The organism is Micromonospora inyonensis, from assembly GCF_900091415.1.
In the GTDB taxonomy this organism is placed as follows: Bacteria; Actinomycetota; Actinomycetes; order Mycobacteriales; family Micromonosporaceae; genus Micromonospora; species Micromonospora inyonensis.
The window spans coordinates 2,678,614-2,699,791 of sequence record NZ_FMHU01000002.1; the positions used below are offsets into that span (position 1 = coordinate 2,678,614).

Annotated in this window: 17 protein-coding genes and 1 pseudogene; 2 read left to right on the forward strand and 16 right to left on the reverse strand. The window is 73.7% G+C overall.

The annotated features are described in order from the left end of the window. The first annotated feature begins 250 nt into the window (after positions 1 to 250). On the forward strand, positions 251 to 1,441 hold the full coding sequence (locus GA0074694_RS26235; protein ID WP_218105876.1) for an IS110 family RNA-guided transposase: 1,191 nt from the start codon (positions 251 to 253) through the stop codon (positions 1,439 to 1,441). A gap of 109 nt (positions 1,442 to 1,550) precedes the next feature. Here GA0074694_RS26235 and der read toward each other — a convergent pair whose 3' ends face one another. From der to ald, 8 genes are all read right to left on the reverse strand, one after another. After that, a complete protein-coding gene (gene der / locus GA0074694_RS26240) occupies positions 1,551 to 2,951 on the reverse strand; it encodes a ribosome biogenesis GTPase Der (RefSeq protein WP_091462674.1) in 1,401 nt (466 codons plus the stop codon). Next, on the reverse strand, positions 2,948 to 3,628 hold the full coding sequence (cmk, locus tag GA0074694_RS26245; RefSeq protein WP_091462675.1) for a (d)CMP kinase: 681 nt from the start codon (positions 3,626 to 3,628) through the stop codon (positions 2,948 to 2,950). Before cmk ends, der begins: the two co-directional genes overlap by 4 nt. A gap of 194 nt (positions 3,629 to 3,822) precedes the next feature. Beyond that, complete coding sequence (locus GA0074694_RS26250) at positions 3,823 to 4,593, reverse strand: pseudouridine synthase (protein ID WP_091462676.1); 771 nt, start codon at positions 4,591 to 4,593, stop codon at positions 3,823 to 3,825. Further along, complete coding sequence (gene scpB, locus GA0074694_RS26255) at positions 4,580 to 5,461, reverse strand: SMC-Scp complex subunit ScpB (RefSeq protein ID WP_091464022.1); 882 nt, start codon at positions 5,459 to 5,461, stop codon at positions 4,580 to 4,582. Before scpB ends, GA0074694_RS26250 begins: the two co-directional genes overlap by 14 nt. Before the next feature lie 5 nt (positions 5,462 to 5,466). Continuing rightward, entirely contained in the window at positions 5,467 to 6,534 is a 1,068-nt protein-coding gene (locus tag GA0074694_RS26260; RefSeq protein WP_425413639.1) for a segregation and condensation protein A, read from the reverse strand. 34 nt (positions 6,535 to 6,568) lie between these two features. Next, the gene (locus GA0074694_RS26265) at positions 6,569 to 7,492 is read right to left on the reverse strand and encodes a ParA family protein (protein ID WP_043968099.1); all 924 of its coding nucleotides are present in this window, start codon (positions 7,490 to 7,492) and stop codon (positions 6,569 to 6,571) included. Positions 7,493 to 7,775: 283 nt separating this feature from the next. Next, entirely contained in the window at positions 7,776 to 8,744 is a 969-nt protein-coding gene (locus GA0074694_RS26270; RefSeq protein ID WP_091462678.1) for a site-specific tyrosine recombinase XerD, read from the reverse strand. Between the two features lie 32 nt (positions 8,745 to 8,776). Beyond that, positions 8,777 to 9,892, reverse strand: coding sequence for an alanine dehydrogenase (gene ald, locus GA0074694_RS26275; protein ID WP_091462679.1), 1,116 nt, complete (start codon positions 9,890 to 9,892; stop codon positions 8,777 to 8,779). Between the two features lie 287 nt (positions 9,893 to 10,179). Between ald and GA0074694_RS26280 the strand changes: the two genes are divergently transcribed. Then, positions 10,180 to 10,434, forward strand: coding sequence for a TM2 domain-containing protein (locus GA0074694_RS26280; RefSeq protein WP_091462680.1), 255 nt, complete (start codon positions 10,180 to 10,182; stop codon positions 10,432 to 10,434). Between the two features lie 79 nt (positions 10,435 to 10,513). Here the strand turns inward: GA0074694_RS26280 and GA0074694_RS26285 are convergent, their stop codons facing one another. The 8 genes and pseudogenes from GA0074694_RS26285 to steA form a co-directional block, all read right to left on the reverse strand. After that, positions 10,514 to 11,113 (reverse strand): NUDIX domain-containing protein, encoded by a 600-nt coding sequence (locus GA0074694_RS26285; RefSeq protein ID WP_091462681.1) that lies wholly within the window; start codon positions 11,111 to 11,113, stop codon positions 10,514 to 10,516. Continuing rightward, complete coding sequence (locus tag GA0074694_RS26290) at positions 11,110 to 12,867, reverse strand: CTP synthase (protein ID WP_091462682.1); 1,758 nt, start codon at positions 12,865 to 12,867, stop codon at positions 11,110 to 11,112. The genes GA0074694_RS26285 and GA0074694_RS26290 overlap by 4 nt, the downstream gene beginning before the upstream one ends. 60 nt (positions 12,868 to 12,927) lie before the next feature. After that, positions 12,928 to 15,254: pseudogene (locus GA0074694_RS26295) on the reverse strand (hypothetical protein). Next, the gene (locus GA0074694_RS26300; RefSeq protein WP_091462683.1) at positions 15,254 to 16,414 is read right to left on the reverse strand and encodes a glycosyltransferase family 4 protein; all 1,161 of its coding nucleotides are present in this window, start codon (positions 16,412 to 16,414) and stop codon (positions 15,254 to 15,256) included. Before GA0074694_RS26300 ends, GA0074694_RS26295 begins: the two are co-directional and overlap by 1 nt. Continuing rightward, positions 16,411 to 18,072, reverse strand: a complete 1,662-nt coding sequence (gene murJ / locus GA0074694_RS26305; protein WP_091462684.1) for a murein biosynthesis integral membrane protein MurJ — start codon at positions 18,070 to 18,072, stop codon at positions 16,411 to 16,413. Before murJ ends, GA0074694_RS26300 begins: the two co-directional genes overlap by 4 nt. Before the next feature lies 1 nt (position 18,073). Beyond that, complete coding sequence (locus GA0074694_RS26310; RefSeq protein WP_091462685.1) at positions 18,074 to 18,949, reverse strand: hypothetical protein; 876 nt, start codon at positions 18,947 to 18,949, stop codon at positions 18,074 to 18,076. 61 nt (positions 18,950 to 19,010) lie between these two features. After that, on the reverse strand, positions 19,011 to 19,943 hold the full coding sequence (locus GA0074694_RS26315; protein WP_091462686.1) for a copper transporter: 933 nt from the start codon (positions 19,941 to 19,943) through the stop codon (positions 19,011 to 19,013). 28 nt (positions 19,944 to 19,971) lie between these two features. After that, positions 19,972 to 21,150 carry a putative cytokinetic ring protein SteA gene (gene steA / locus GA0074694_RS26320; protein WP_091462687.1) on the reverse strand — a complete coding sequence of 393 codons (1,179 nt, stop codon included), beginning with the start codon at positions 21,148 to 21,150 and terminating at the stop codon, positions 19,972 to 19,974. Between the last annotated feature and the right edge of the window lie 28 nt (positions 21,151 to 21,178).

The window sequence follows — 21,178 nt, forward strand, 5'->3', positions numbered from 1 at the left end:
TGTCAGCCCCGTTACCTTTTTGATCGTCCCCAGCCGGGGACTCCTCGGTCGCCCGGCCCGGTATGACTTCCTGCCCCTGTCGTACGCATGATCCGGGGGGTGTTGTCGCCGGGTCGGGTGGCGTCGGCGGACCGCTGATAGGGACACGGCCACCTGTTCTGTTGGGTAGGTCTCTTCGTAACGTGGCTGCCGGCAGTCCGACGCCTGACCAGCGGCCGGGGCCACGGGACGATGCGTGGAGGCGGGTGTGGTGCACGACGGATACGGCGTCTTCCTCGGCTTGGACGTCGGCAAAGGTGACCATCACGCGGTCGGGATGGCCCCGGACGGCAGGCGGCTACACGACGCGCCGTTGCCGAACACCGAAGACCGGCTGCGGCAACTGTTCGACAAACTCGCCCGCCACGGTCAGGTCCTGGTCGTGGTCGACCAGCCCGCCTCGATCGGCGCTCTGCCGGTCGCGGTCGCTCGGGCGTGCGGGCATCAGGTGGCCTACCTGCCCGGCCTGGCGATGCGGCGGATCGCTGACCTGCACCCCGGCAGCGCGAAGACCGACGCCCGGGACGCCTACGTCATCGCCGACGCAGCCCGCACACTGCCGCACACGTTGCGGCGGGTCGACGTCGGCGATGAGACTCTGGCCGAGCTGGAAGTCCTCGTCGGCTTCGACGACGATCTGGCCGGTGAGGCGACCCGGGTGTCGAACCGGATCCGGGGCCTGCTGACGCAGATCCACCCCGCGCTGGAACGAGTCCTCGGCCCGAAAGTGCAGCACAAGGCCGTCCTGGAACTGTTGTCCCGCTGCGGTGGGCCCGTCGGACTGCGCAAGGCTGGCCGCCGCAAACTGCTCTCGATCGCCGCCGTCCACGCGCCCCGCATGGGTGAGCGGCTCGTCGAGCAGATCATGACCGCCCTGGACGAGCAGACCGTCACCGTCCCCGGCACCACAGCGGCGGAGACGATCCTGCCCCGCCTCGCCGACAGCCTCCGCGAGATCCTGCGGCAACGCGACCAAGTCGCCAGCGAGGTCGAAAGGATCCTTGATGCGCACCCTCTCGCCGGGGTCCTGACCTCGATGCCCGGCATCGGAGTCAGGACCGCAGCCCGGATCCTGCTCGAAGTCGGCGACGGCAGCAGCTCCGCTACCCCAGGCCACCTCGCCGCCTACGCCGGGCTCGCGCCGGTGACCCGGCGATCCGGCAGCAGCATCCGCGGCGAACACCCACCCCGAGGCGGCAACAAGAACCTCAAACGCGCGTTCTTCCTCTCCGCGTTCGCCGCCCTGGCCGACCCCGTCAGCCCCGCCTACTACGACCGCAAACGCGCCGAAGGCAAACGCCACAACGCCGCCCTCATCTGCCTCGCCCGCCGCCGCTGCGACGTCCTGTTCGCCATGCTCCGCGACAAGAATCCCTACCAGCCAAGGCCTGTCACCGCTTGACGAAACCCATAGGGACACCCCCCCGAGCTTCCCGGGAGGGTGGGTGGTGGCGGGAGCGCGAACGCCGGGTCGGGAGGTCCCGGCCCGGCGTTCGGTGTTGCCACGAGGGTCAGCCGTGCGCCTTGCCCCGGCCGCCCGGGCCCAGCTTCTTGCGCGGGCGTACCGAGATCTCCACCGGGCTGCCCTCGAAGCCGAACTCCTCGCGGAGCTTCCGCTCGACGAAGCGCTGGTAGCCGGCGTCCAGCGGCGCGGTGGTGAAGAGCACGAAGCGCGGCGGGCAGGTGCCGGCCTGGGTGGCGAAGAGGATCTTCGGTGCCCGTCCGCCCCGCACCGGGTGCGGGGTGGCCTGGACCAACGCGGTGAGCCACGAGTTGAGCTGCGCGGTGGGGACCCGGGTCTCCCAGCTCGCCAGGGCCTTCCGCAACGCCGGGGCGAGCTTGTCCACCGCCCGGCCGGTCATCGCGGAGAGGTTGAGCCGGATCGCCCACGGGATCCGGCGCAGCTCCCGCTCGATCTCCTTGTCCAGGTAGTACCGGCGGTCGCCGTCGACCAGGTCCCACTTGTTGAAGGCGATCACCAGCGCCCGGCCGGTCTCGGTGACCATCGAGAGGATCCGCTGGTCCTGCTCGCTGATCGGCTCGCTGGCGTCCAGCAGCACCACCGCCACCTCGGCCGCCTCGATCGCCGAGGCGGTGCGCAGGCTGGCGTAGTACTCGGTGCCGCTGGCCTTGCCGACCCGCTTGCGCAGCCCGGCGGTGTCCACCAGGTGCCAGGTCTCCCCGCCGATGCGCACCAAACTGTCCACCGGGTCGACGGTGGTGCCGGCGACCGAGTCGACCACTGCCCGCTCCTCGCCGGAGAAGCGGTTGAGCAGGCTGGACTTGCCGACGTTGGGGCGACCGACCAGGGCCACCCGGCGCGGGCCCCGCGGCCGGTCCTCCACGATCTTCGGGGCCTCGGGCAGCGCCTCCATGATGGCGTCGAGGAGTTCGCCGGAGCCACGACCGTGCAGCGCCGACACCGCGAACGGCTCACCGAGTCCGAGCGACCAGAGCGAGGTCGCCTCCACCTCGACGGCCGCGTTGTCGGCCTTGTTCGCCACCAGGATCACCGGCTTGGCGCTGCGCCGCAGCATCCGGACCGCCGCCTCGTCCACGTCGGTGGAGCCGACCACCGCGTCCACCACGAAGAGGACCACGTCAGCGGTGGCGACCGCCGTCTCGGCCTGGGCGGCGATGGCCGCCGCCCGGTCCTTCGCGTCCGGCTCCCAGCCGCCGGTGTCCACCACGGTGAACTGCCGGCCGGCCCACTGGGCGTCGTACGGGACGCGGTCCCGGGTGACTCCGGGGACGTCCTCGACGACCGCCTGCCGCCGGCCGATGATCCGGTTGACCAGCGTCGACTTGCCCACGTTGGGGCGGCCGACCACGGCCACCACGGGCACCGGTCCGGTCTGTTCCTCGTCGAGGTCGGGTTCGCGCAGCTCGACCCAGCCGTCGTCGTCGGTCATGCCACGCCCCGCTCGGTGAGTAGTTCCCGCAGCCGGGCCACGACCTCGTCGATGCCCAGTTCGGTGGTGTCCAGCACGACCGCGTCCGCCGACTGCTGCAACGGGTCGGTCTTGCGGGTCGAGTCCAACCGGTCCCGGCGGGCCAGGTCGGCGGCGGTGGCGGCCACGTCGGCGGCGTCCTCCGCGCTGCGCCGCTGGGCCCGGGCCACCTCGGAGGCGGTCAGGTAGACCTTCAGCTCCGCGTCGGGGGCGACCACCGGGCCGATGTCACGCCCCTCGACGACGATCCGGCCGGCGTGGGTGATCATCTCCCGCTGACGGGCCACCAGCAGCTTCCGGACCGCCGGTACGGCGGCCACCGCGCTGACCGCGCCGGTCACCTCGGGCCCCCGGATGTCGGCGTCGACCGCCACCCCGTCGACGGTCACCCCGTACCCCTGGGGGTCGGTGCCGATGCGCAGGTCGATCTCACCGGCGACCTTCGCCACCGCCTCGGCGTCGGCCGGGTCGACGCCGCTGCGGAGCACCGCCCAGGTCACCGCCCGGTACATCGCACCGGTGTCCAGGTAGCGGGCGTCGATCCCGGCGGCCAGGCGCCGGGAGACGGTGGACTTGCCCGAACCGGATGGCCCGTCGACAGCGACCACACATCGCCCGGTCCGTACGTTCTCCGCCACCGCGTGTCCTCCTCAGCCCGTACCCCACCGACCGTCGTTCTCCCGACGTTCGGCGAGCGGTTACCCATCGTGGTCCATCATGCCTGGCGGTCCGATCCGCCCCCGCCGGCACCGCCGCCGGGCGCGGGTGCGCCTCCCGGGCGACCCGCGGGCCGCCTGGGAGCCTACCGGGGCCGCTTTCCCGAACCGCCGGCTCAGTCACCCACCGCGCGGAACAGGGCGGCGACCTCGGCGTTGGTGAGTCGGCGGGTCCGCCCGGCGCGCAGGTCACCCAGCCGGATCGGCCCGATCGAGGTACGCACCAGCCGGCTCACCGGGTGTCCGACCTCGGCCAGCAACCGCCGGACGATGTGTTTGCGGCCCTCGTGCAGGCTCACCTCCACCTGGGCGGTCTTGCCCAGGGTGTCCACCACCTTGAAGGAGTCGACCTGCGCCGGGCCGTCCTCCAGTTCGACCCCGGCCATCAGCTTCTTGCCCAGGTTGCGCGGGATCGGTCCGGCGACCTGGCAGAGGTAGGTCTTCTGCACCCCGTACGACGGGTGCATGAGCTTGTGCGCGAGGGTGCCGTCGTTGGTGAGCAGCAGCAGGCCCTCACTGTCCGCGTCGAGCCGCCCGACGTGGTAGACGCGCTGCTCGACCCGGTTGCCGAGGAAGTCGGCGAGCGCGGTGCGCCCCTTCTCGTCGGCCATGGTGGAGACCACTCCGCGCGGCTTGTTCATCGCCAGGTAGACCAGGCGGGTGTCGACCTGGAGGCGCTCGCCGTCGACCATGATGACGTCCTGGGTCGGGTCGGCCCGGTCACCGAGCTGGGCCACCCGGCCGTTGACGGTCACCCGGCGCCGGAAGATCAGGTCCTCGCAGGCCCGGCGGGAGCCCACACCGGCGGCGGCTAGCACCTTCTGGAGGCGTTCGGGCCCCTCGTAGACGGGCGCGTCGGGACGGGGGGCGCGGTCATCGCGTGGCATCGGCAAACTCTTCTACGTCGTCGGGGAGGAACGGGGCCAGCGGCGGCAGGTCGGCGACGCTGTTCAGCCCGAGCTTCTCGAGGAACAGGATGGTGGTCCGGTAGAGGAACGCTCCGCTCTCCGGCTCGGTGCCGCACTCCTCGACCAGGCCGCGGGAGACCAGGGTACGGATCACCCCGTCACAGTTGACACCCCGGATGGCGGAGATCCGGGAACGGGTGACCGGCTGCTTGTAGGCGACCACCGCGAGGGTCTCCAACGCGGCCTGGGTGAGCCGGACGGTCTGCCCGTCGAGGATGAACCGCTCCACGTACGGGGCGTACTCCGGTCGGGTGTAGAGCCGCCAGCCTCCGGCCGCGCGGCGCAGCTCGAAGCCGTACCCGGCCTCGGTGTAGCCGGCCGCGATCCGGTCGAGGGCGGCCCCGATCCGCTCGGCGGGTTGCTCCAGCACCTGGGCGAGGGTCAGTTCGCTGACCGGCTCGTCGACGACCAGCAGGATCGCCTCCAGCGCCGCGCGGAGTTCCCCCTCCTCCATCGCGGTCGCCGTCGCCGGGCTCTCCCGCACCGTCCCGGCTGCCCGCCGTCCGCCCCTGGGCGGGATCGTGGTGGCGACCGGCCCCTCCAGGGGACCTTTCCCACCACGATCCGCAGCCACCGGCTCGGCCGGAGCAGCCGGGGCCGGCGGAGCGGCCGGGGTGGGTGACACCGCCGGGGCCGGTGGGGTGGCTGGCTCCGGCGGGGCGGCGGTGTCGTCGACGTCGTCACGGTCCGAGACGGGAGCCGGGCCCGGGCTGGGGCGGCGTTCCCACGGCGGGATCCACGCGGCGGCCTGGTCGGCGAGGGATTCGCTGCGCTCCTCGTTGCTCATCCCGGTCACTCCTCCGTCGTCGTCCCGGTGCCGGCCACGTGCCCACCCGGCAGGTCACCGGTGCCCGCGGCCGAAGCACCCCCGGCCACGTCCGTCCCGGTCGGAGCGGCCACCCGACCCGAGTCGCCTCCGGCAGCGTCATGCCCGGCCGTCGTGTCGGCTGAGCCGGTGGGTACCTCCGGTGCGGCGGCCTCGGACCCCGACGGCACGCCGGCGTACTCGTCGATCTGGAGGTCGGTGTCGCCCTCGGCCGGGCCGGTCCAGCGTACGGTCAGCTCGCCGAGCGCCTGCTCCTGGGTGAAGGCGACCAGTCCTTCCCGGTACAGCTCCAGCAGGGCCAGGAACCGGGCCACCACCTCCAGGGTGGCCGCACAGTCGGCGCAGAGCAGGGAGAAGGCGGCGGTGCCCGCGCGCCGCAGCCGCGCGGCCAGGATCTGGGCGTGTTCCCGGACGCTGACCCGGACCATGTGCACGTGGTCGATGGAGACCACCGGGACGGGCTTCGGGGTCATCGCCCGCACCGCGATCCTCAGCAGCCGCTCCGGGCCGATCCCGAGCACCAGGTCCGGCAGGGCCTGGGCGTACCGGGGTTCCAGGCTGACGGCGCGGGGATAGCGTCGCCCGCCCTCGGCCTCCAGCGCGGCGATGTGCGCCGCCGCCTCCTTGAACGCCTTGTACTGCAGCAGCCGGGCGAAGAGCAGGTCCCGCGCCTCCAGCAGGGCCAGGTCCTCCTCGTTCTCGACCTCGGCGGCGGGCAGCAACCGGGCGGCCTTCAGGTCGAGCAGGGTGGCCGCGATCAGTAGGAACTCGCTGGCCTCGTCGAGGTCCCACTCGTCGCCCATCGCCCGGATGTACGCGATGAACTCGTCGGTGACCTGGTGCAGGGCCACCTCGGTCACGTCGAGCTTGTGCTTGCCGATCAGTTGCAGCAGCAGGTCGAAGGGGCCGGTGAAGTTGGCCAGCCGCACGGTGAAGCCGCTGCTCTCCTCCGGGCCCGCTGGCCCGGCGCCGGGCGTGGGTTCGGTGGGTGCCACCGGGTCGGCCGGCACGGGGTCGAGCGGTGGTGCGGTCACCGGACGACCGTAGTCCACGCCCCGGACGCCGGCGCTATCGCTCCGCCTGCGCGGCGATCACCTCACGGGCGAGCTGCCGGTAGTTGCGCGCGCCGGACGAGGCCGGGTCGAGGGTGGTGATGGGCGCTCCGGCCACCGTCGACTCGGGGAACTTGACCGTCTTGGTGATGACGGTCTGGTAGACCTTGTCGCCGAACGCCTCGACCACCCGCTGGAGCACCTGCCGGCAGTGGGTGGTGCGACTGTCGTACATGGTGGCGAGGATGCCCTCGAGTTCGAGGTCGAAGTTGAGCCGCTCACGCACCTTGTCGATGGTGTCCAGCAGCAGCGCCACACCTCGGAGGCTGAAGAACTCGCACTCCAGGGGGATCAGCACGCCGTGCGCGACGGTCAGCGCGTTGATGGCGAGCAGACCGAGCGAGGGCTGACAGTCGATGAGGATGTAGTCGTACTCCTTGCGGATGCTGCGCAGCACCCGCGCGAGCGCCATCTCCCGGGCGACCTCGTTGACGAGCTGGATCTCGGCGGCGGAGAGGTCGATGTTGGCCGGCAGCAGGTGCAGCCCCGCGACGTCCGTCTTGATCAGGACGTCCTCGGCGGTGACGTCGTCCTGCATGAGCAGGTTGTAGACCGACAGGTCGAGGTTGTGCGGGTTGACGCCGAGGCCGACCGAGAGCGCGCCCTGCGGGTCGAAGTCGACCAGCAGCACCTTGCGGCCGTACTCGGCCAGGGCCGCGCCGAGGTTGATGGTGGTGGTGGTCTTCCCGACGCCACCCTTCTGGTTGGCCATCGCGATGATCCGCGCCGGCCCGTGCCGGTCGGTGGGCATCGGCTCGGGGATGGGTTTGCGCATGGTGTACGCGGCCGGGTCCGCCGGGCCGAGGTCCGCGCCGAGTGTGGCCTGCTGCTCACGGAGCTCTGTCGTCCACGTCTCGGCACGGTCGCCGTTGCCAGCCATGTCCTGTTGCCCCCTCCCGACGACCACCCGGCGTCGGAGCCGTCCGACGTCCTTCTGCGGCGCCGCTGCGCACCCCGGTTGTCGTCCCAGGAGGTCCGCGCCGATGCCGACTGTACGCCACGTTCGAGCAGGCCGGTCGGTACCGGGTCGGCGTGTCGGGCAGCCCGGCGGTCGCCACCGGCCCGGGGTGGCTCGGGGTGACGGTCGACACAGCACCCACCTCCGGTGCCGGTGCGCCCACCCGGCTGGCGGCACCGCCGGGAACGTCACCGGCGGACCCGGTTCAGCCGCGCGCCCGGGGGTGGGCGGTGGCGTAGACCTCGCGCAGCCGTTCCACCGTGACCAGCGTGTAGACCTGGGTGGTGGTCACCGAGGCGTGGCCGAGCAGTTCCTGCACCACCCGGACGTCCGCCCCGCCGTCGAGCAGGTGGGTGGCGTAGGAGTGGCGCAGGGTGTGCGGGGAGACCGCGTTCGGTCCGTCCACCGGCAGCCCGGCCCGCTCGGCGGTACGCCGCAGGATGGTCCACGCACCCTGTCGGGAGAGCGTGCCGCCCCGGGCGTTCAGGAAGACCGCCGGGGTGCCCCGGCCGGCGGCGACCAGACCGGGGCGGGCCCGGACCAGGTAGGCGCGGAGCGCCTCGGTGGCGTACCCGCCGATCGGCACGAGCCGGGACCGGCCGCCCTTGCCGCGCAGCAGGGCGGTCCCCTCCGCCGGGTCCAGGTCGTCGACGGCCGCGCCGACCGCCTCCGAGATCCGCGCGCCGGTGCCGTACAGGAACTCCAGCAGCGCCCGGTCCCGCAGCGCCAGGGGCGCGCCCGCACCGGACGCCCGCACCGACCCGGCCGTCTCCAGCAGCCGGACCACGTCGTCGACGGGCAGCGCCCGGGGCAGCCGGCGTGGCGGGGTGGGCGGCCGGACGTCCCGGCTGGCGTCCGCGCCGACCAACCCCTCGCGCAGCGCGAAGCGGTGCAGGCCGCGCACCGCGCTCGCCGCGCGGGCGGCCGAGGAGACGGCCAGCGGCGGGTGCCCGTCCCCGCCCACCCGCAACGCCGCCAGGTGCGCCTCGACCTGGGCCGGCCCCACCGCGGCGAGGTCGGTCACCCCGGCGACGGCCAGCGTGGCCAGGTAACGCTCCAGATCCCGCCGGTACGACGCGAGGGTGTTCGCCGACAGCCCCCGCTCGACGGTCAGGTGGTCGAGGTAGCCCCGCACGGCCCGCCGCAGCGCCGGCGCCGGGCCCCCGGCGTCCACGACCGCCGCCGTGCCGTCCCGTGGCCCGCCGTTCAGCCGAGGACCTCCGCCAGCGGCAGGGCGGCCATGCCGTGCGCCTCGGCGACCGGGCCGTAGGTGACCTGCCCGTCGTGCGTGTTCAGGCCGAGCGCGAGGGCGGGATCGCGGCGCAGCGCCTCCCGCCAGCCGTGGTTGGCCAGTTCCAGGGCGTACGGCAGGGTCACGTTGGTCAGCGCGTACGTGCTGGTGTGCGGGACCGCGCCGGGCATGTTCGCCACGCAGTAGAAGATCGAGTCGTGCACCCGGTAGGTCGGGTCGGCGTGCGTGGTCGGCCGGGAGTCCTCGAAGCAGCCACCCTGGTCGATGGAGATGTCCACCAGCACGCTGCCCGGCTTCATCCGGGAGACCATCTCGTTGGAGATCAGCGTCGGGGCCTTCGCCCCCGGCACGAGAACCGCGCCGATGACCAGGTCCGCGTCGAGCACGGCCCGCTCGATCTCGTACGCGTTCGAGGCGACCGTCTGGAGATGGCCCCGGTAGATGGCGTCGGCCTGGCGCAGCCGCCCGACGTTCTTGTCCAGCAGCAGCACCTCGGCCTGGAGGCCGAGCGCGATGGCGGCGGCGTTCATGCCGGAGACGCCCGCGCCGATCACCACGGTCTTGGCCGCGTACACGCCGGAGACGCCGCCCATCAGGATGCCGCGCCCACCGCCCTGCCGCTGGAGGTGGTACGCCCCCACCTGGGGAGCGAGCCGGCCGGCGACCTCGGACATCGGGGCGAGCAGCGGCAGCGACCGGTCCGGCAGCTCGACCGTCTCGTACGCGATGCCGGTGACCTTCCGGTCGATCAGCGCGTCGGTGCACTCCTTCGAGGCGGCCAGGTGCAGGTAGGTGAAGAGCACCTGTCCCTCGCGCATGCGGTGGTACTCCTCGGCGATCGGCTCCTTCACCTTGAGCACGAGGTCGGCGCTGTCCCACACCTCGTCGGCGGTGGAGAGGATCTTCGCCCCGGCGGCGGCGAACTCCTCGTCGCCGATGCGGGAGCCGGCACCGGCGCCGGACTCGATCAAGACCTGGTGACCGCTGCGGGTGAACTCGTTCACACCCGCCGGCGTGATCGCCACGCGGTACTCGTGGTTCTTGACCTCGCGTGGGATTCCGACCTTCACGACGACACCTCTCCTCGGGGCCGCACCGCCCCGAACCGCTCGGTGCGCGCCGGCTCCGTTGCCGACGCAGCCCACCGCTCCTGCCGGCCGCAGTCTAGGGCCGTCGACCCGGACGGAAAGCCAACAGAGTGACACCCCGTACGCGTCTCTCCTGACGATGTGTCAGTCGTACCCTGACCGACAACGTGAGCCGGCCTCGGCCGTTGGGACAGTGTTCGCCCATTATCGTCCGATCGGCACCACCGCGCTGCGGACAGCAGGAATGTCGATCACTAGGGTGTCGCCTCATGACCTACCCTCCTCCTTACCAGTACCCCGGCGGCGTCTCCGACAAGAGCAAGGTCGTCGCCGGTGTCCTCCAGATCGTGCTCGGTGGCTTCGGTGTCGGCCGGTTCTACATCGGCGACACCAAGACCGGTGTCCTCCAGCTCGTCGTGACCCTGGTGACCTGCGGCATCGGCAGCCTCTGGGGCTTCGTCGACGGCATCCTGATCCTGATGAACGGTGGCGTCGACGCCCAGGGCCGGCCGCTGCGCGACTGATCCTGTCCACCAGCGAGGGGCCGTGCGGCGTGCCGCACGGCCCCTGCCGTCTGTGGGTGGGTGTCCCCCGCGCCCGTGACTAGCCGGGCAGTGGGGAGTCCGCCGGGCGCAACGGGGCCCAGCCGGCGTCCCGGGCCCGGGCGGCGGCGAGCAGCCCCGCCACGCAGGAGGCGTTGGTGATCTCCCCGGCCAGCGTCCGGGCCACCGCCTCGTCCAGGTCGACGCGGACGACCTGCATGTCCGCCTCCTCGTCGTGCCGCTCGTGCCGTTGACCGGCCGGCACCTCGACGAGGTCCCGGGCGAGGAAGATCCGGACCCGCTCGGTGGAGAAGCCGGGTGAGCTGTGCAGGTCGACCAGCAGGTCGACCCGGCCGGCGGTCAGGTCGGCCTCCTCGGCCAGCTCGCGCAGCGCCGCCGCGGCGAGGTCCTCACCATCGACGTCCCTCAGCCCCGCCGGCAGCTCCCACAGGTAGCTTCCGACCGGGTGCCGGTACTGACGGACCAGCACCACCCGGCCGGCGTCGTCCAGCGCCACCACGGCGACCGCGCCGACGTGCCGGACCACGTCGCGGGCGGCGGTGCCGCCGCCCGGCATGGTCACCTCGTCGGTGACCACCTGGAACACCCGGCCGGTGTACCGCTCGGTCCGGCCCCTCAGCTCGTACTGCCGCCCGTTCACGACGCGGCGGCGGTCGTCGCGGCGTCGTCCCGGGACGACTCCTCCGCCACGGCGGCCGGCCGGTGGGGCGCGCCGCCGTCCAACTCCACCGGCAGCTGGTCGGCCTCGGAGTAGGTGACCGCGGCACGGACGAACGCGGCGAAGAGCGGGTGTGGCCGGGTGGGCCGGCTCTTCAGCTCCGGGTGCGCCTGGGTGGCCACGAAGAACGGGTGCAACGCGCGGTCCAGCTCGACGAACTCGACCAGCCGGCCGTCCGGCGAGGTGCCGGAGATGTGCAGGCCGGCCTTGGTCAACGCGTCCCGGTAGGCGTTGTTCACCTCGTACCGGTGCCGGTGCCGCTCGCTGACCTCGGTGGTGCCGTACGCCTCGGCGACGATGGAGCCCTCGGCGAGGGTCGCCGGGTACGCCCCGAGCCGCATCGTGCCGCCCAGGTCACCCTTGCCGGCGACGATGTCCTCCTGGTCGGTCATGGTGGCGATCACCGGGTGGGTGGCCTCCTCGTCGAACTCCAGCGAGTTCGCGCCGTCCAGCTCGCCGAGGTGCCGGGCCACCTCGATCGCCATGCACTGCAGGCCGAGGCAGAGGCCGAGCAGCGGGACGCCGTTCTCCCGCGCGTACCGGGCGGTGCCGATCTTGCCCTCGATGCCGCGCACGCCGAACCCGCCGGGGATGACGATGCCGTCCACGCCGGCCAGGGCCGCCGCCGCGCCGGCCGGGGTGACGCAGTCGTCGCTCGGCACCCAGCGCAGCTGCACCCGGGCCCGGTGGTGGAACCCGGCCGCCCGGATGGCCTCGCTGACCGACAGGTACGCGTCGGGCAGGTCGACGTACTTGCCGACCACCGCGACGGTGACGGTGTGGACCGGGTGGTGCACCCGGTCCAGCAGGTCGTCCCAGCTCGTCCAGTCCACGTCCCGGAAGGAGAGCCCGAGCCGGCGCACCACGTACGCGTCGAGGCCCTCCCGGTGCAGCACCTTCGGGATGTCGTAGATGCTCGGCGCGTCCGGGGCGGCGGTGACCGCCTCCCGGTCGACGTCGCAGTAGAGCGACAGCTTGTGCTTGAGCTTGTCCGGGATGTCCCGGTCGGAGCGGCAGACCAGGGCGTCCGGCTGGATACCGATGTTGCGCAGCTGTGCCACCGAGTGTTGGGTCGGCTTGGTCTTCAGCTCCCCCGACGGGGCCAGGTACGGCACCAGCGAGACGTGCAGGTAGAAGCAGTTGTCCCGGCCGAGATCATGCCGCACCTGCCGGATCGCCTCCAGGAACGGCAGCGACTCGATGTCGCCGACCGTACCCCCGACCTCGGTGATCACCACGTCCGGGACGTTGCCGTCGGCGTCCGGGTCGGCCATCGCCAGGATGCGCGACTTGATCTCGTTGGTGATGTGCGGGATCACCTGGACGGTGTCGCCGAGGTACTCGCCCCGCCGCTCCTTGGCGATCACGTCCGAGTAGATCTGGCCGGTGGTGACGTTCGCCTTGCCGGAGAGGTCCTGGTCGAGGAAGCGCTCGTAGTGACCGACGTCCAGGTCGGTCTCCGCGCCGTCCTCGGTGACGAACACCTCGCCGTGCTGGAAGGGGTTCATCGTCCCGGGGTCGACGTTGAGGTACGGGTCGAGCTTCTGCATCACCACCCGCAGTCCGCGGGCGGTGAGCAGGTTGCCGAGGCTGGAGGCGGTGAGCCCCTTACCCAGCGAGGAGGCGACGCCCCCGGTGACGAAGATGTGCCTGGTCGTCCGTGCTGATGGGGCCAAGGCCTGCTCCCGTGTCGTCCGTTGCGGTCGTGCAGACCGTCGTGCCGATCAGCCAAGTGATCACGCGATCCACGGGATTCCACGGTAACACCTCCCCTGGGTGCGCCCCGGGGCGCACCCGCCGGGCCCACCGGCGGCTACGCGGTCGCGACCTCGGTCGACGTCCGGGGTGCCCGGTCGCCCGCGTCCCCGGCGGGCTCCTCCGGCCCCGTCCGCGCCGCGTCGCCCGGCCCGGTGGCCTCCGCCCCGACCGGGGCACCGCCGACGAAGTCCTGGGGCCGGTTTCCCGGCGGCTGCGTACGGTCGGTCGCGTGGTCGAGCACCCGCAGCGCGGCCAGCGCCGCCATCGGCACCACCAGCGCCCCGGCCGCGCCGGCCACGTCCAGCGCCGAACCGCCGAGCAACCCGCCGATCACCGCGGCCACGGCGGTGCCGGCCATCGCCGCCCGCATCGCCGGGTAGATGCCGAACAGGCGCAGGAGCCCACCCCAGGGCTGGAAGAGGGCGAACCACACCAGCACCGCACCGACCACCGCGAGGACGGTCAACGGGCTGCCGACCAGGGTGTCGAAGTTGGCGGTGCTGGACCGGTGCACGGTCAGCCCGGCCCGCCCCTCCCCCAGGGCGGCGAGGAACCGGCCCAGACTGCCCCGGTCGGTCGGGGGCCGGCGCAGGTCCAGTACGCCCAGCCCGATGGTCACCGCCAGGCCGGCCATGCTCGCCCAGACCAGCCGGCTCAGGGTCAGCCACCCGCCGGTGCAGATCACGGCGGCGACGGTCACCCCGGCGGTCAGCGCGATCGCCCCGACCGAGTCCGCGCCGAGGTACGGACTGCCGACGACCACCACGGCCGCCGTGCCCACGGCCACCACCACGGTCGGCCGCCAACGCCGGCCCACCCGCTGGGCCAGCCAGCCGGCGGTCAGCAGCACACCCGCGAGGAACGCGCCGAGCCCCACCGTGCCGAGGCCGGCGTACCGGCCGCCCTCCAGGGCCGAGTAGCCCACCACCCCGTTGAGTTGCAGGCGGGCCCCGGTGAGCACGTCCACGCCGACGACGAGGGTGGTCAGCCCGGCCACCGCGCCCAACGGGCCGAGGGTGCGGTCGTGTCCGGGCGCGAAGCGGACCAGCGCGGTCGCCCCGGCGAGCAGCAACGCGGTCACCACGGCGAAGTACCAGCCGGCGTGGCCCCCCCGCCACCAGGGCACCAGGTCGGCGACCAGGGCCGACGGGATGGCCAGCGCGGCGGCGACCAGCAGCACCTCGACGGTCGCCACCACGGACCGGGGCACCGGGGTCGGCCCCACCGGACCGGCGTGCCGGCGGGCCCGGCGCAACAGCGGGAGGACCGCGACGGCGAGCAGCACCTGGAAGCCGGCGAGCAGCACGAAGAACCACCGGGCGACGCGCTGCTGGGCGCCGGCCTCCCGGTCGGCGTCGGTTGGTGCGTCGATGGCGGCCCGCAGATCCGCCGGGCGGCCGTCGACGGGGGTGGCGGCCCGGCCGGTGAAGTTGCGTTCCGGCAGTGGACGGCCGAGCACGGTCAGCGCGGTGGGGGCCAGGTCGGCCAGTTGCAGGTAGCCGTCGCGGCCGGTGCTGGCCGAGGTGAGCCAGCCCCGCTCCCAGCCCGGCCCGTCGGCGACCGCCACGTGCAGCCGGGCCGGCGCGGCGGTGTCCGAGACCCCGGCCACCAGCACCAGGGAGCCCGGCGGGCGGGCGGCCAGCACCTTGGCCAGGGTCGCGTCGGCGCGGCGGGCGGCGGCGTCCCGGGCGGCCTGGTGCTCGCCGCTGACCGTGCCCAGGTCGACGATGCTCAGCACGCAGGAGCCCAGCAGGGGGGCGGGGTCGGCGGGCAGGGTGGGCTCGTACCGGTCGACCCGGCCGAACGGGCGGGCGGCGGCCACCGCGGCACCGGGGCCGACGGCGACGGCGCAGCGCACCGACTCGGCCAGCGCGCCGGGTACGGCCCCCCAGGGCAGCCGCTCCTGGTTGTGTAGGACCACGCTCTCCTGCTGGGGCAGGTTGGCCCCGAATCCGTCGGGCTGTTCCACCTTCACGTCCACCGCCGGGCAGGTGCCGGCGGGCCGGTTGGTGTTCCAGGCGGCGAAGTTACCCGCGCCGAGGGTGAGCCAGCCGTCGACCGGGCAGGTCGGCCGGCGGGCCGAGCGGACCGACAGCGAACCGATCGAGCCGTTCTCGGCCATCCGCCACAACGTCGGGGTGGTCTCCGGGTCCACGTCGTCCCAGCGCAGGCCGGGCACCCCGGCGATGACGACGAAGTCCGCCGTGGGCCGGCGTGCCGCGCGGTCCGGTTCGGCGGCCAGCGCGGTCACCCCGAGCACCGCGACGAGCAGGGTGAGCAGGAGCGGTGCGACCCGCCGCAGCATCAGCCACGCTCCGTCGTGGCCCCGGCATCGGGGGTGGCCGGGCCGGCGGCGTCAGCGGTCAGGTCGGCGTAGAGGTCGGCCAGGGCGGCGACGGTGTCCGCCTCGGTCGGCCAGGTCGCCGCCCGGGCCGTGCCCCGGCGGGCCAGGTCGGTCCGGCGGGACTCGTCGTCGAGCAGCTCACGGACCGCCCGGTCGACCGCGTCGACGTCGCCGGGCGGGACCAGCACCGCGGCGTCGCCGACCAGCTCCGGCAGCCCGCCCACGCCGGTCGCCACCAGCGGTACGCCGGCCCGCAACGCCTCCTGCGCGAACAGCTGCCGGGCCTCCCAGTCGCTGGTCACCACGGCGAGGTCGGCCGCGGCGAGCAGGTCCGCCACGTCGGTGCGGTGCCCGAGCAGGGTCACCGGGGCGCGGGCGGCGGAGACGCGCGCGGCCAGCGGCAGGTAGGCCGGGCCGCTGCCGGCGACGACGACCACCGGCGGTGGCGTACGGTCCCGCCACCGGGCGGCGGCGTCGATCAGCACGTCGTAGCGCTTCTGCGGGTGCAGCCGCCCGACCGAGAGGATCAGCGGCTGACCGGGGGCGACGGCGAACTCGGCCCGTACGGCGGCGCGCCGCCGTCGCGGCGCGGGCAGGGCCGGTGCGGCCACCGGGGCGAGGCGGGCGTCGGCGGCGCCGAGCGCGGTGGCCCGGTCGACCAGGTCGCTCGACGCGCCCAGGGCGACCCGGGCCCGACGGGCGACCAGCCGTTCGGCCACGCCGGAGAGCCGGCCCTGCAACCCTCCGGCGAGTACGGCGTTGTGCCAGGTGACCACCAGTGGGGCGGCCGGTCGGGCGAGGACGGCGACAAGACCGGCGCGCAGCCCGTGCGCGTGCACCACGTCGACCGGCTCGGCAGCCAGGGCCCGGCGCAGCGCGAGCACCGCGCGGGCGTCGGCCGGGGTGGGACCCGCCGGGATCTCCACCGGCGTGAACCGCGCGCCCGCGCCGACGAAGTCGAACTGCTCGCCGGTGGCGGCCGGCCCGCAGACCAGCACGGACACGCCCTGCGCGGCCAGCCCACGGGTCACCGATTTGACGTGCTGCCCCACCCCGCCGGTGCTCGACGCGAGCAGCAGGGCCACCGTGCCCTGCCACGCGGCCCCACTCCTGGCACTCACCGATCCACCCTTCCGTCATCGGGCTCCGCCTGCCGACGGCGGACGCGGCCGGCGACGGGCAGCCGACGGACCACTCCCGCCAGGAGCGGACCTACGTCCCGCCGGTCGGCCGGGTACGCCACGGCGAGGAACACCACGCCCACCACGGCTCCGGACAGCATGCCCTCCAGCACCGCCCCGGATGTCGTCGGGGTACCGGCACCCGTCCCGGCCAGCGCTCCCGCCACCTGTGCCCCGGCCAGGGTGGCGGCGGTCGCCGCGAGCACCCCGGCGACGCCGGCGCGCAGGCTGCCGGCCAGCGCGGCCGGTCCCGCCGCCCGGCGCACCGCGGCCAGCAGCAGGATGCCCAGCAGCAGCATCCCGGCGCTGTTGGCCAGCGCGACGGCCAGCACCCGGTCGCCGACCGGCAGCACCGCCGCCAGCGGCAGCGCGACCACCGGCACGGCGAGCCAGCCGAGGGTGATCGCCAGGGTGGCGGGTCGGGTGTCGCCGCGCGCGTAGAGGGCCCGGGAGAGCACCGCGAACAGGCCGTACCCGAGCAGCCCCGGCGCGAACCCGGCGATGGCGGCGGCGGTGCCGCCCGGGTCGGCCGGGTAGAAGAAGGCGGCCACCGGCCGGGCGGTGCCGACCAGCGCCGCCGCGCCGAGGCAGCTGAACAGCAGCACCCCCCGGACGGTCGGGGCGAGGGTCCGCCGGTAGCCGTCCTCGTCCCCCGCCGCCGACGCCGCCGCCAGGGTCGGGTACGCGGCCACCGCGAGCGGCACCGCCAGCACCGCCCAGGGCAACAGGTACATGGTCTGCGCCAGGTTGAACACCTGCGGGGAACCGGTGGGGCCGCCGGTGACCCGGTTGAGGATCACCAGCAGGGCGACCTGCTGCGCGGTGACGGTGACCGCCCCGGCCACGGCCAGCCCGCCGACCCGGGCCCGCGCGTCGGCGGTGAACGCGTACCCGAACCGGGGCCGTAGCCGCAGCCGGCGCAGCGGGACCAGCAACGACAGGGACAGCACCACCACCCCGAGGGTGGTGCCGGCCGACAGGATCAGCTCACCGCCCCGGCTCGCCCCGGCCACCGTGGCACCCCGCCCCTCGGTGCCGCCGAAGGCGAGGTAGACCACGATCACGGTGAGGCTGGAGAGCAGCGGCGCGAGCACCGGCCAGGCGAACCGCCGGTGCGCCTGGAGCACCCCGGTCAGCACGATGCCGACGCCGTAGAGCGGCAGCTGCGGCGCGAAGACGCGCAGCATCCGGGCTCCGGCCGCGAGTTCCTCCGGCGACCGGCTCTCGCTGATCGCTCCGATGATCGGGTCGGCGAGGAGTGCCACCAGCACCGCCAGCGGCACCAGCAGGGTCACCGTCCAGGTCAGCAGCGCCCCGGTGGTGGCGGCCACCGCCGTGCGGTCGCCGGCCGCCACCGCCCCGGCCAGCAGCGGGACGACCAGGCTGGCCAGCGCGCCACCGGCGACGATCTCGAAGACGATGTTCGGCACGGTGTTGGCGATCACGTACATGTCGCCCAGGTCGCTCCTGTCCATGACCCAGGTGATGACGGCGGTCCGGGCGAAGCCGGCGAGCCGGGCGGCCACGGTGAGGACGGCGATGAGCGCGGCCGCCCCGGCGACCCGGCCCGCGCCGGCGAGGGGTGCCGGTGCGCTCACGTCAGGCGGGGCGTCGGCCCAGCGCGTCCAGCTCGCGCAGCCCGGGGGTCTTCTGGATGACCGCGGTGAAGCTGACCTTCTCGCTGGCCGCGGTGAGCCCGGCGAGCACGGCGAGGATCCCGGCCCGCCCGACCGGTCCGGTCCGGGCGGCCAGGGCGACGCCGAGCAGCGCGCCGAGCGCGTTGGCCCCGCTGTCGCCGAGCATCACCTGCTCGTCGAGGTCGTCGCGGATCAGCCCGGCGGCGGCACCGACCGCCCCGGCGGCCAGCCCGCCGTGCGGACCCCGCACCAGCGGCGTGCCGAGCAGGATGCCGGACTTCAGCGCCCGGCCGGGCCGCAGGTCGAGCAGGTTGAGCAGGTTCGCCGTACCGGCCACCACGCCCGCGCCGAGCAGCACGTCGGTGGTCTGGCCCAGGGTGCCCAGCCGCTGCCGGCGGCGGTGCGCGGCGACCTGGGGGTCGGCGGCGAGCAGGGCGGCGGCGGCGAGACCGGCCGCGCCGACCCCGACGACCTTCACCAGGCCGGCGGTGACCATGCCCTCGCGCAGCGCGGTGAGGTGACCGGAGAAGCCCTTCGCCGCCTTCTGCTCGGGGCGGGCACCCACCACGTCGTCGTAGAGCCCGACCGCGCCGGCACCGAGTCCGGCGACCAGTGCGGCGGCGCCGGAGGCGGGGCTGGCCGCGCCGAGCGCACCGGCGGTGGCCGCGCCCGCGGCGAGCGCCGGCCCGGCGGCCAGGGTGACCGTGTGGCCCCGGAAGTTGGTGCGCTCCAGCGCCGGACCGGCCGGCGAGTTGCGGACCTGGCCCAGCAGGTGGCGGGCGGCGAGCGCGCCGGCCCCGGCGGCCAGCAGCCGGGCTGTGCGGCTCCACGCGCTCATGCCGACCACCTCAGCCGGTACGCGGGACGGGAGGATACGGGCATCGGGGCGCTGCGTTCGCTCACTGGGGCAGTCTAGGCACCAGTGACGTGGCACTGTCGCCGACACCGTAGTGCCCCGCCTTCTTCTCGTTGATCTGCTGCACCAGGGCCATCACGGAGACCAGCTGCCCCTGCGGGGTGTTGCCGTTGTCGACGGTGGAGATGGACTGCGACAGCACCGGGTCGCCCCGGACGACGGCCACCACGTTGCCGCCGGCCGAGCCGTTGCCTGCCACCACGAGCGTGCCGGTCCGGTCGAACTGCTCGGCGATCTTCACCACCGACTCGTCCTTGCGGTCGGCGTCCTTGTCCACGTACGGCTGGCCGCTGACCAGCACGACCGCCTCAGCCGGGCCGGTGACCGGCTCGGCGGAGGTGACGTACCCGGCGTTGGCGTACGAGGCGAGCACCGCCTTCCGGTCGGCGTCGGTCACCGCGGGCGTGCGGTCCAGCAGGACGTTGGCCAGCAGCGCGCTGGAGGTCTCCACGCCGTGCCCGTTGCCGGGCAGGTTGGCGGTCGGCGCGCCGGTGGGGCCGGCGGCGGTGGCCGTCAGCTCCAGCAGGTTGTTGTTGTTGTCCGGGCTGACGAACTTGTCCTGCACGTCCATCCGCGCGGTGACCGTGGCCCCGGCGGTCTGGAGCATCTTCACCACGCCCTCGGTGTGGTCGCGGCCGGTGGGAAGGCTGAGCACCAGCACCCGCTTACCGGTCAGGGTGCCCGGCAGGAACGCCTGGGCCATCTCGGCCGCGAAGTCCTCCTCCATCTCCAGCTCGCGTTGCAGGTTGTTGACCGCCTGACGCATCTGCTGGTTGTCCTTGCTGAGCGAGCTGACCCGCTCCTTGAGCGAGTCGGCCACCGGACCGTTCAGGGCGGCCGTGCCGACCACCAGGCCGATCGCCAACGCCAGGAAGACCGCGGTCAGGGACACCACGTGGTAGCGGAAGTTGATCACGCTTGCAGCCTCTTGATCGGTCGGGGAGCTAGAAGAGCTGGCCGAGTTGGAACACGAAATTGTCCCACCACTCCGAGGCCACGCCCAGGTAGGCCTTGCCGACGGTGGAGACGGCCACCGCCGAGGCCATCGCCGCGACCGCGGAGAGGACCAGCAGCAGCAGGGACGACCCGGAGATGCTCTGCCGGTAGAGCCGGCTGACCCCCTTGGCGTCGACCAGCTTCCCGCCCACCTTCAACCGGGTCAGGAAGGTCGAGGCCATGCCACCGCGCCCCTTGTCGAGGAACTCCACCAGGGTGGCGTGGGTGCCGACAGCGACCAGCAGCGAGGCGCCCTTCTCGTCGGCCAGCAGCATGGCCAGGTCCTCGCTGGTGGCGGCGGCGGGGAAGGTCTGCGCCGACACCCCGAGCCCGGTGACCCGCGCCAGCCCCGGTGCCCGCCCGTCCGGGTACGCGTGGACGATCACCTCGGCGCCGCAGCGCAGCACGTCGTCGGTGACCGAGTCCATGTCCCCGATGATCATGTCAGGGGTGTAGCCCGCCTCGACCAGCGCGTCCGCGCCGCCGTCCACGCCGATCAGCACCGGCTTGAACTCCCGGATGTACGGGCGCAGCACGTCCAGGTCGTCCTTGTAGTCGTAGCCACGGACCACGATCAGGCAGTGCCGACCCCGCATCGGGGTCTGGATCTCCGGCACGCCCACCCCGTCGAGCAGCAGGTCGCGTTCCTGCTTGAGGTAGTCCATGGTGTTCGCGGCGAACGCCTCCAGCTGGACCGACAGACCCTCCCGCGCGTCGGCCATCGCCTTCGCCACCGTCTCGGCGTCCTGGAGGGTGCCGTGCGCCACCGGCTCGTCGCCGACGAAGACGGTGTTCCCCTCGATCCGGACGACGTCGCCCTCCCGGATCCGCTGGAAAACCCCCTCGCCCAGATCGTCGAGGAGCGGGATCCCGGCCGACACCAGCACCTCCGGCCCCAGGTTCGGGTAGCGACCGGAGATCGACGGCTTCGCGTTGAGCACGGCGGCGACACCGACGGCGACCAGCGAGTCGGCCGCCACCCGGTCCACGTCGACGTGGTCGATCACCGCGATCTCACCCGGTCGCAACCGGCCGACCAGTCGCTTCGTCCGGCGGTCCAGGCGTGCGGTACCGACGAGGGAGCCCGGTTCCGTGCTCCGGTTGCGGCGCAAGGTGGGTAGACGCATCGTGACCATCCTGGCATGGGAGGCAGGG

Bases quoted from the DNA above. Each gene is read 5' to 3' on its own strand.
- der (WP_091462674.1), bottom strand. From the start codon at position 2,951: ATGACCGACGACGACGGCTGGGTCGAGCTGCGCGAACCCGACCTCGAC.
- GA0074694_RS26250 (WP_091462676.1), bottom strand. From the start codon at position 4,593: ATGCCACGCGATGACCGCGCCCCCCGTCCCGACGCGCCCGTCTACGAG.
- scpB (WP_091464022.1), bottom strand. From the start codon at position 5,461: ATGAGCAACGAGGAGCGCAGCGAATCCCTCGCCGACCAGGCCGCCGCG.
- GA0074694_RS26265 (WP_043968099.1), bottom strand. From the start codon at position 7,492: ATGGCTGGCAACGGCGACCGTGCCGAGACGTGGACGACAGAGCTCCGT.
- GA0074694_RS26280 (WP_091462680.1), top strand. From the start codon at position 10,180: ATGACCTACCCTCCTCCTTACCAGTACCCCGGCGGCGTCTCCGACAAG.
- GA0074694_RS26310 (WP_091462685.1), bottom strand. From the start codon at position 18,949: ATGAGCGCGTGGAGCCGCACAGCCCGGCTGCTGGCCGCCGGGGCCGGC.
- steA (WP_091462687.1), bottom strand. From the start codon at position 21,150: ATGCGTCTACCCACCTTGCGCCGCAACCGGAGCACGGAACCGGGCTCC.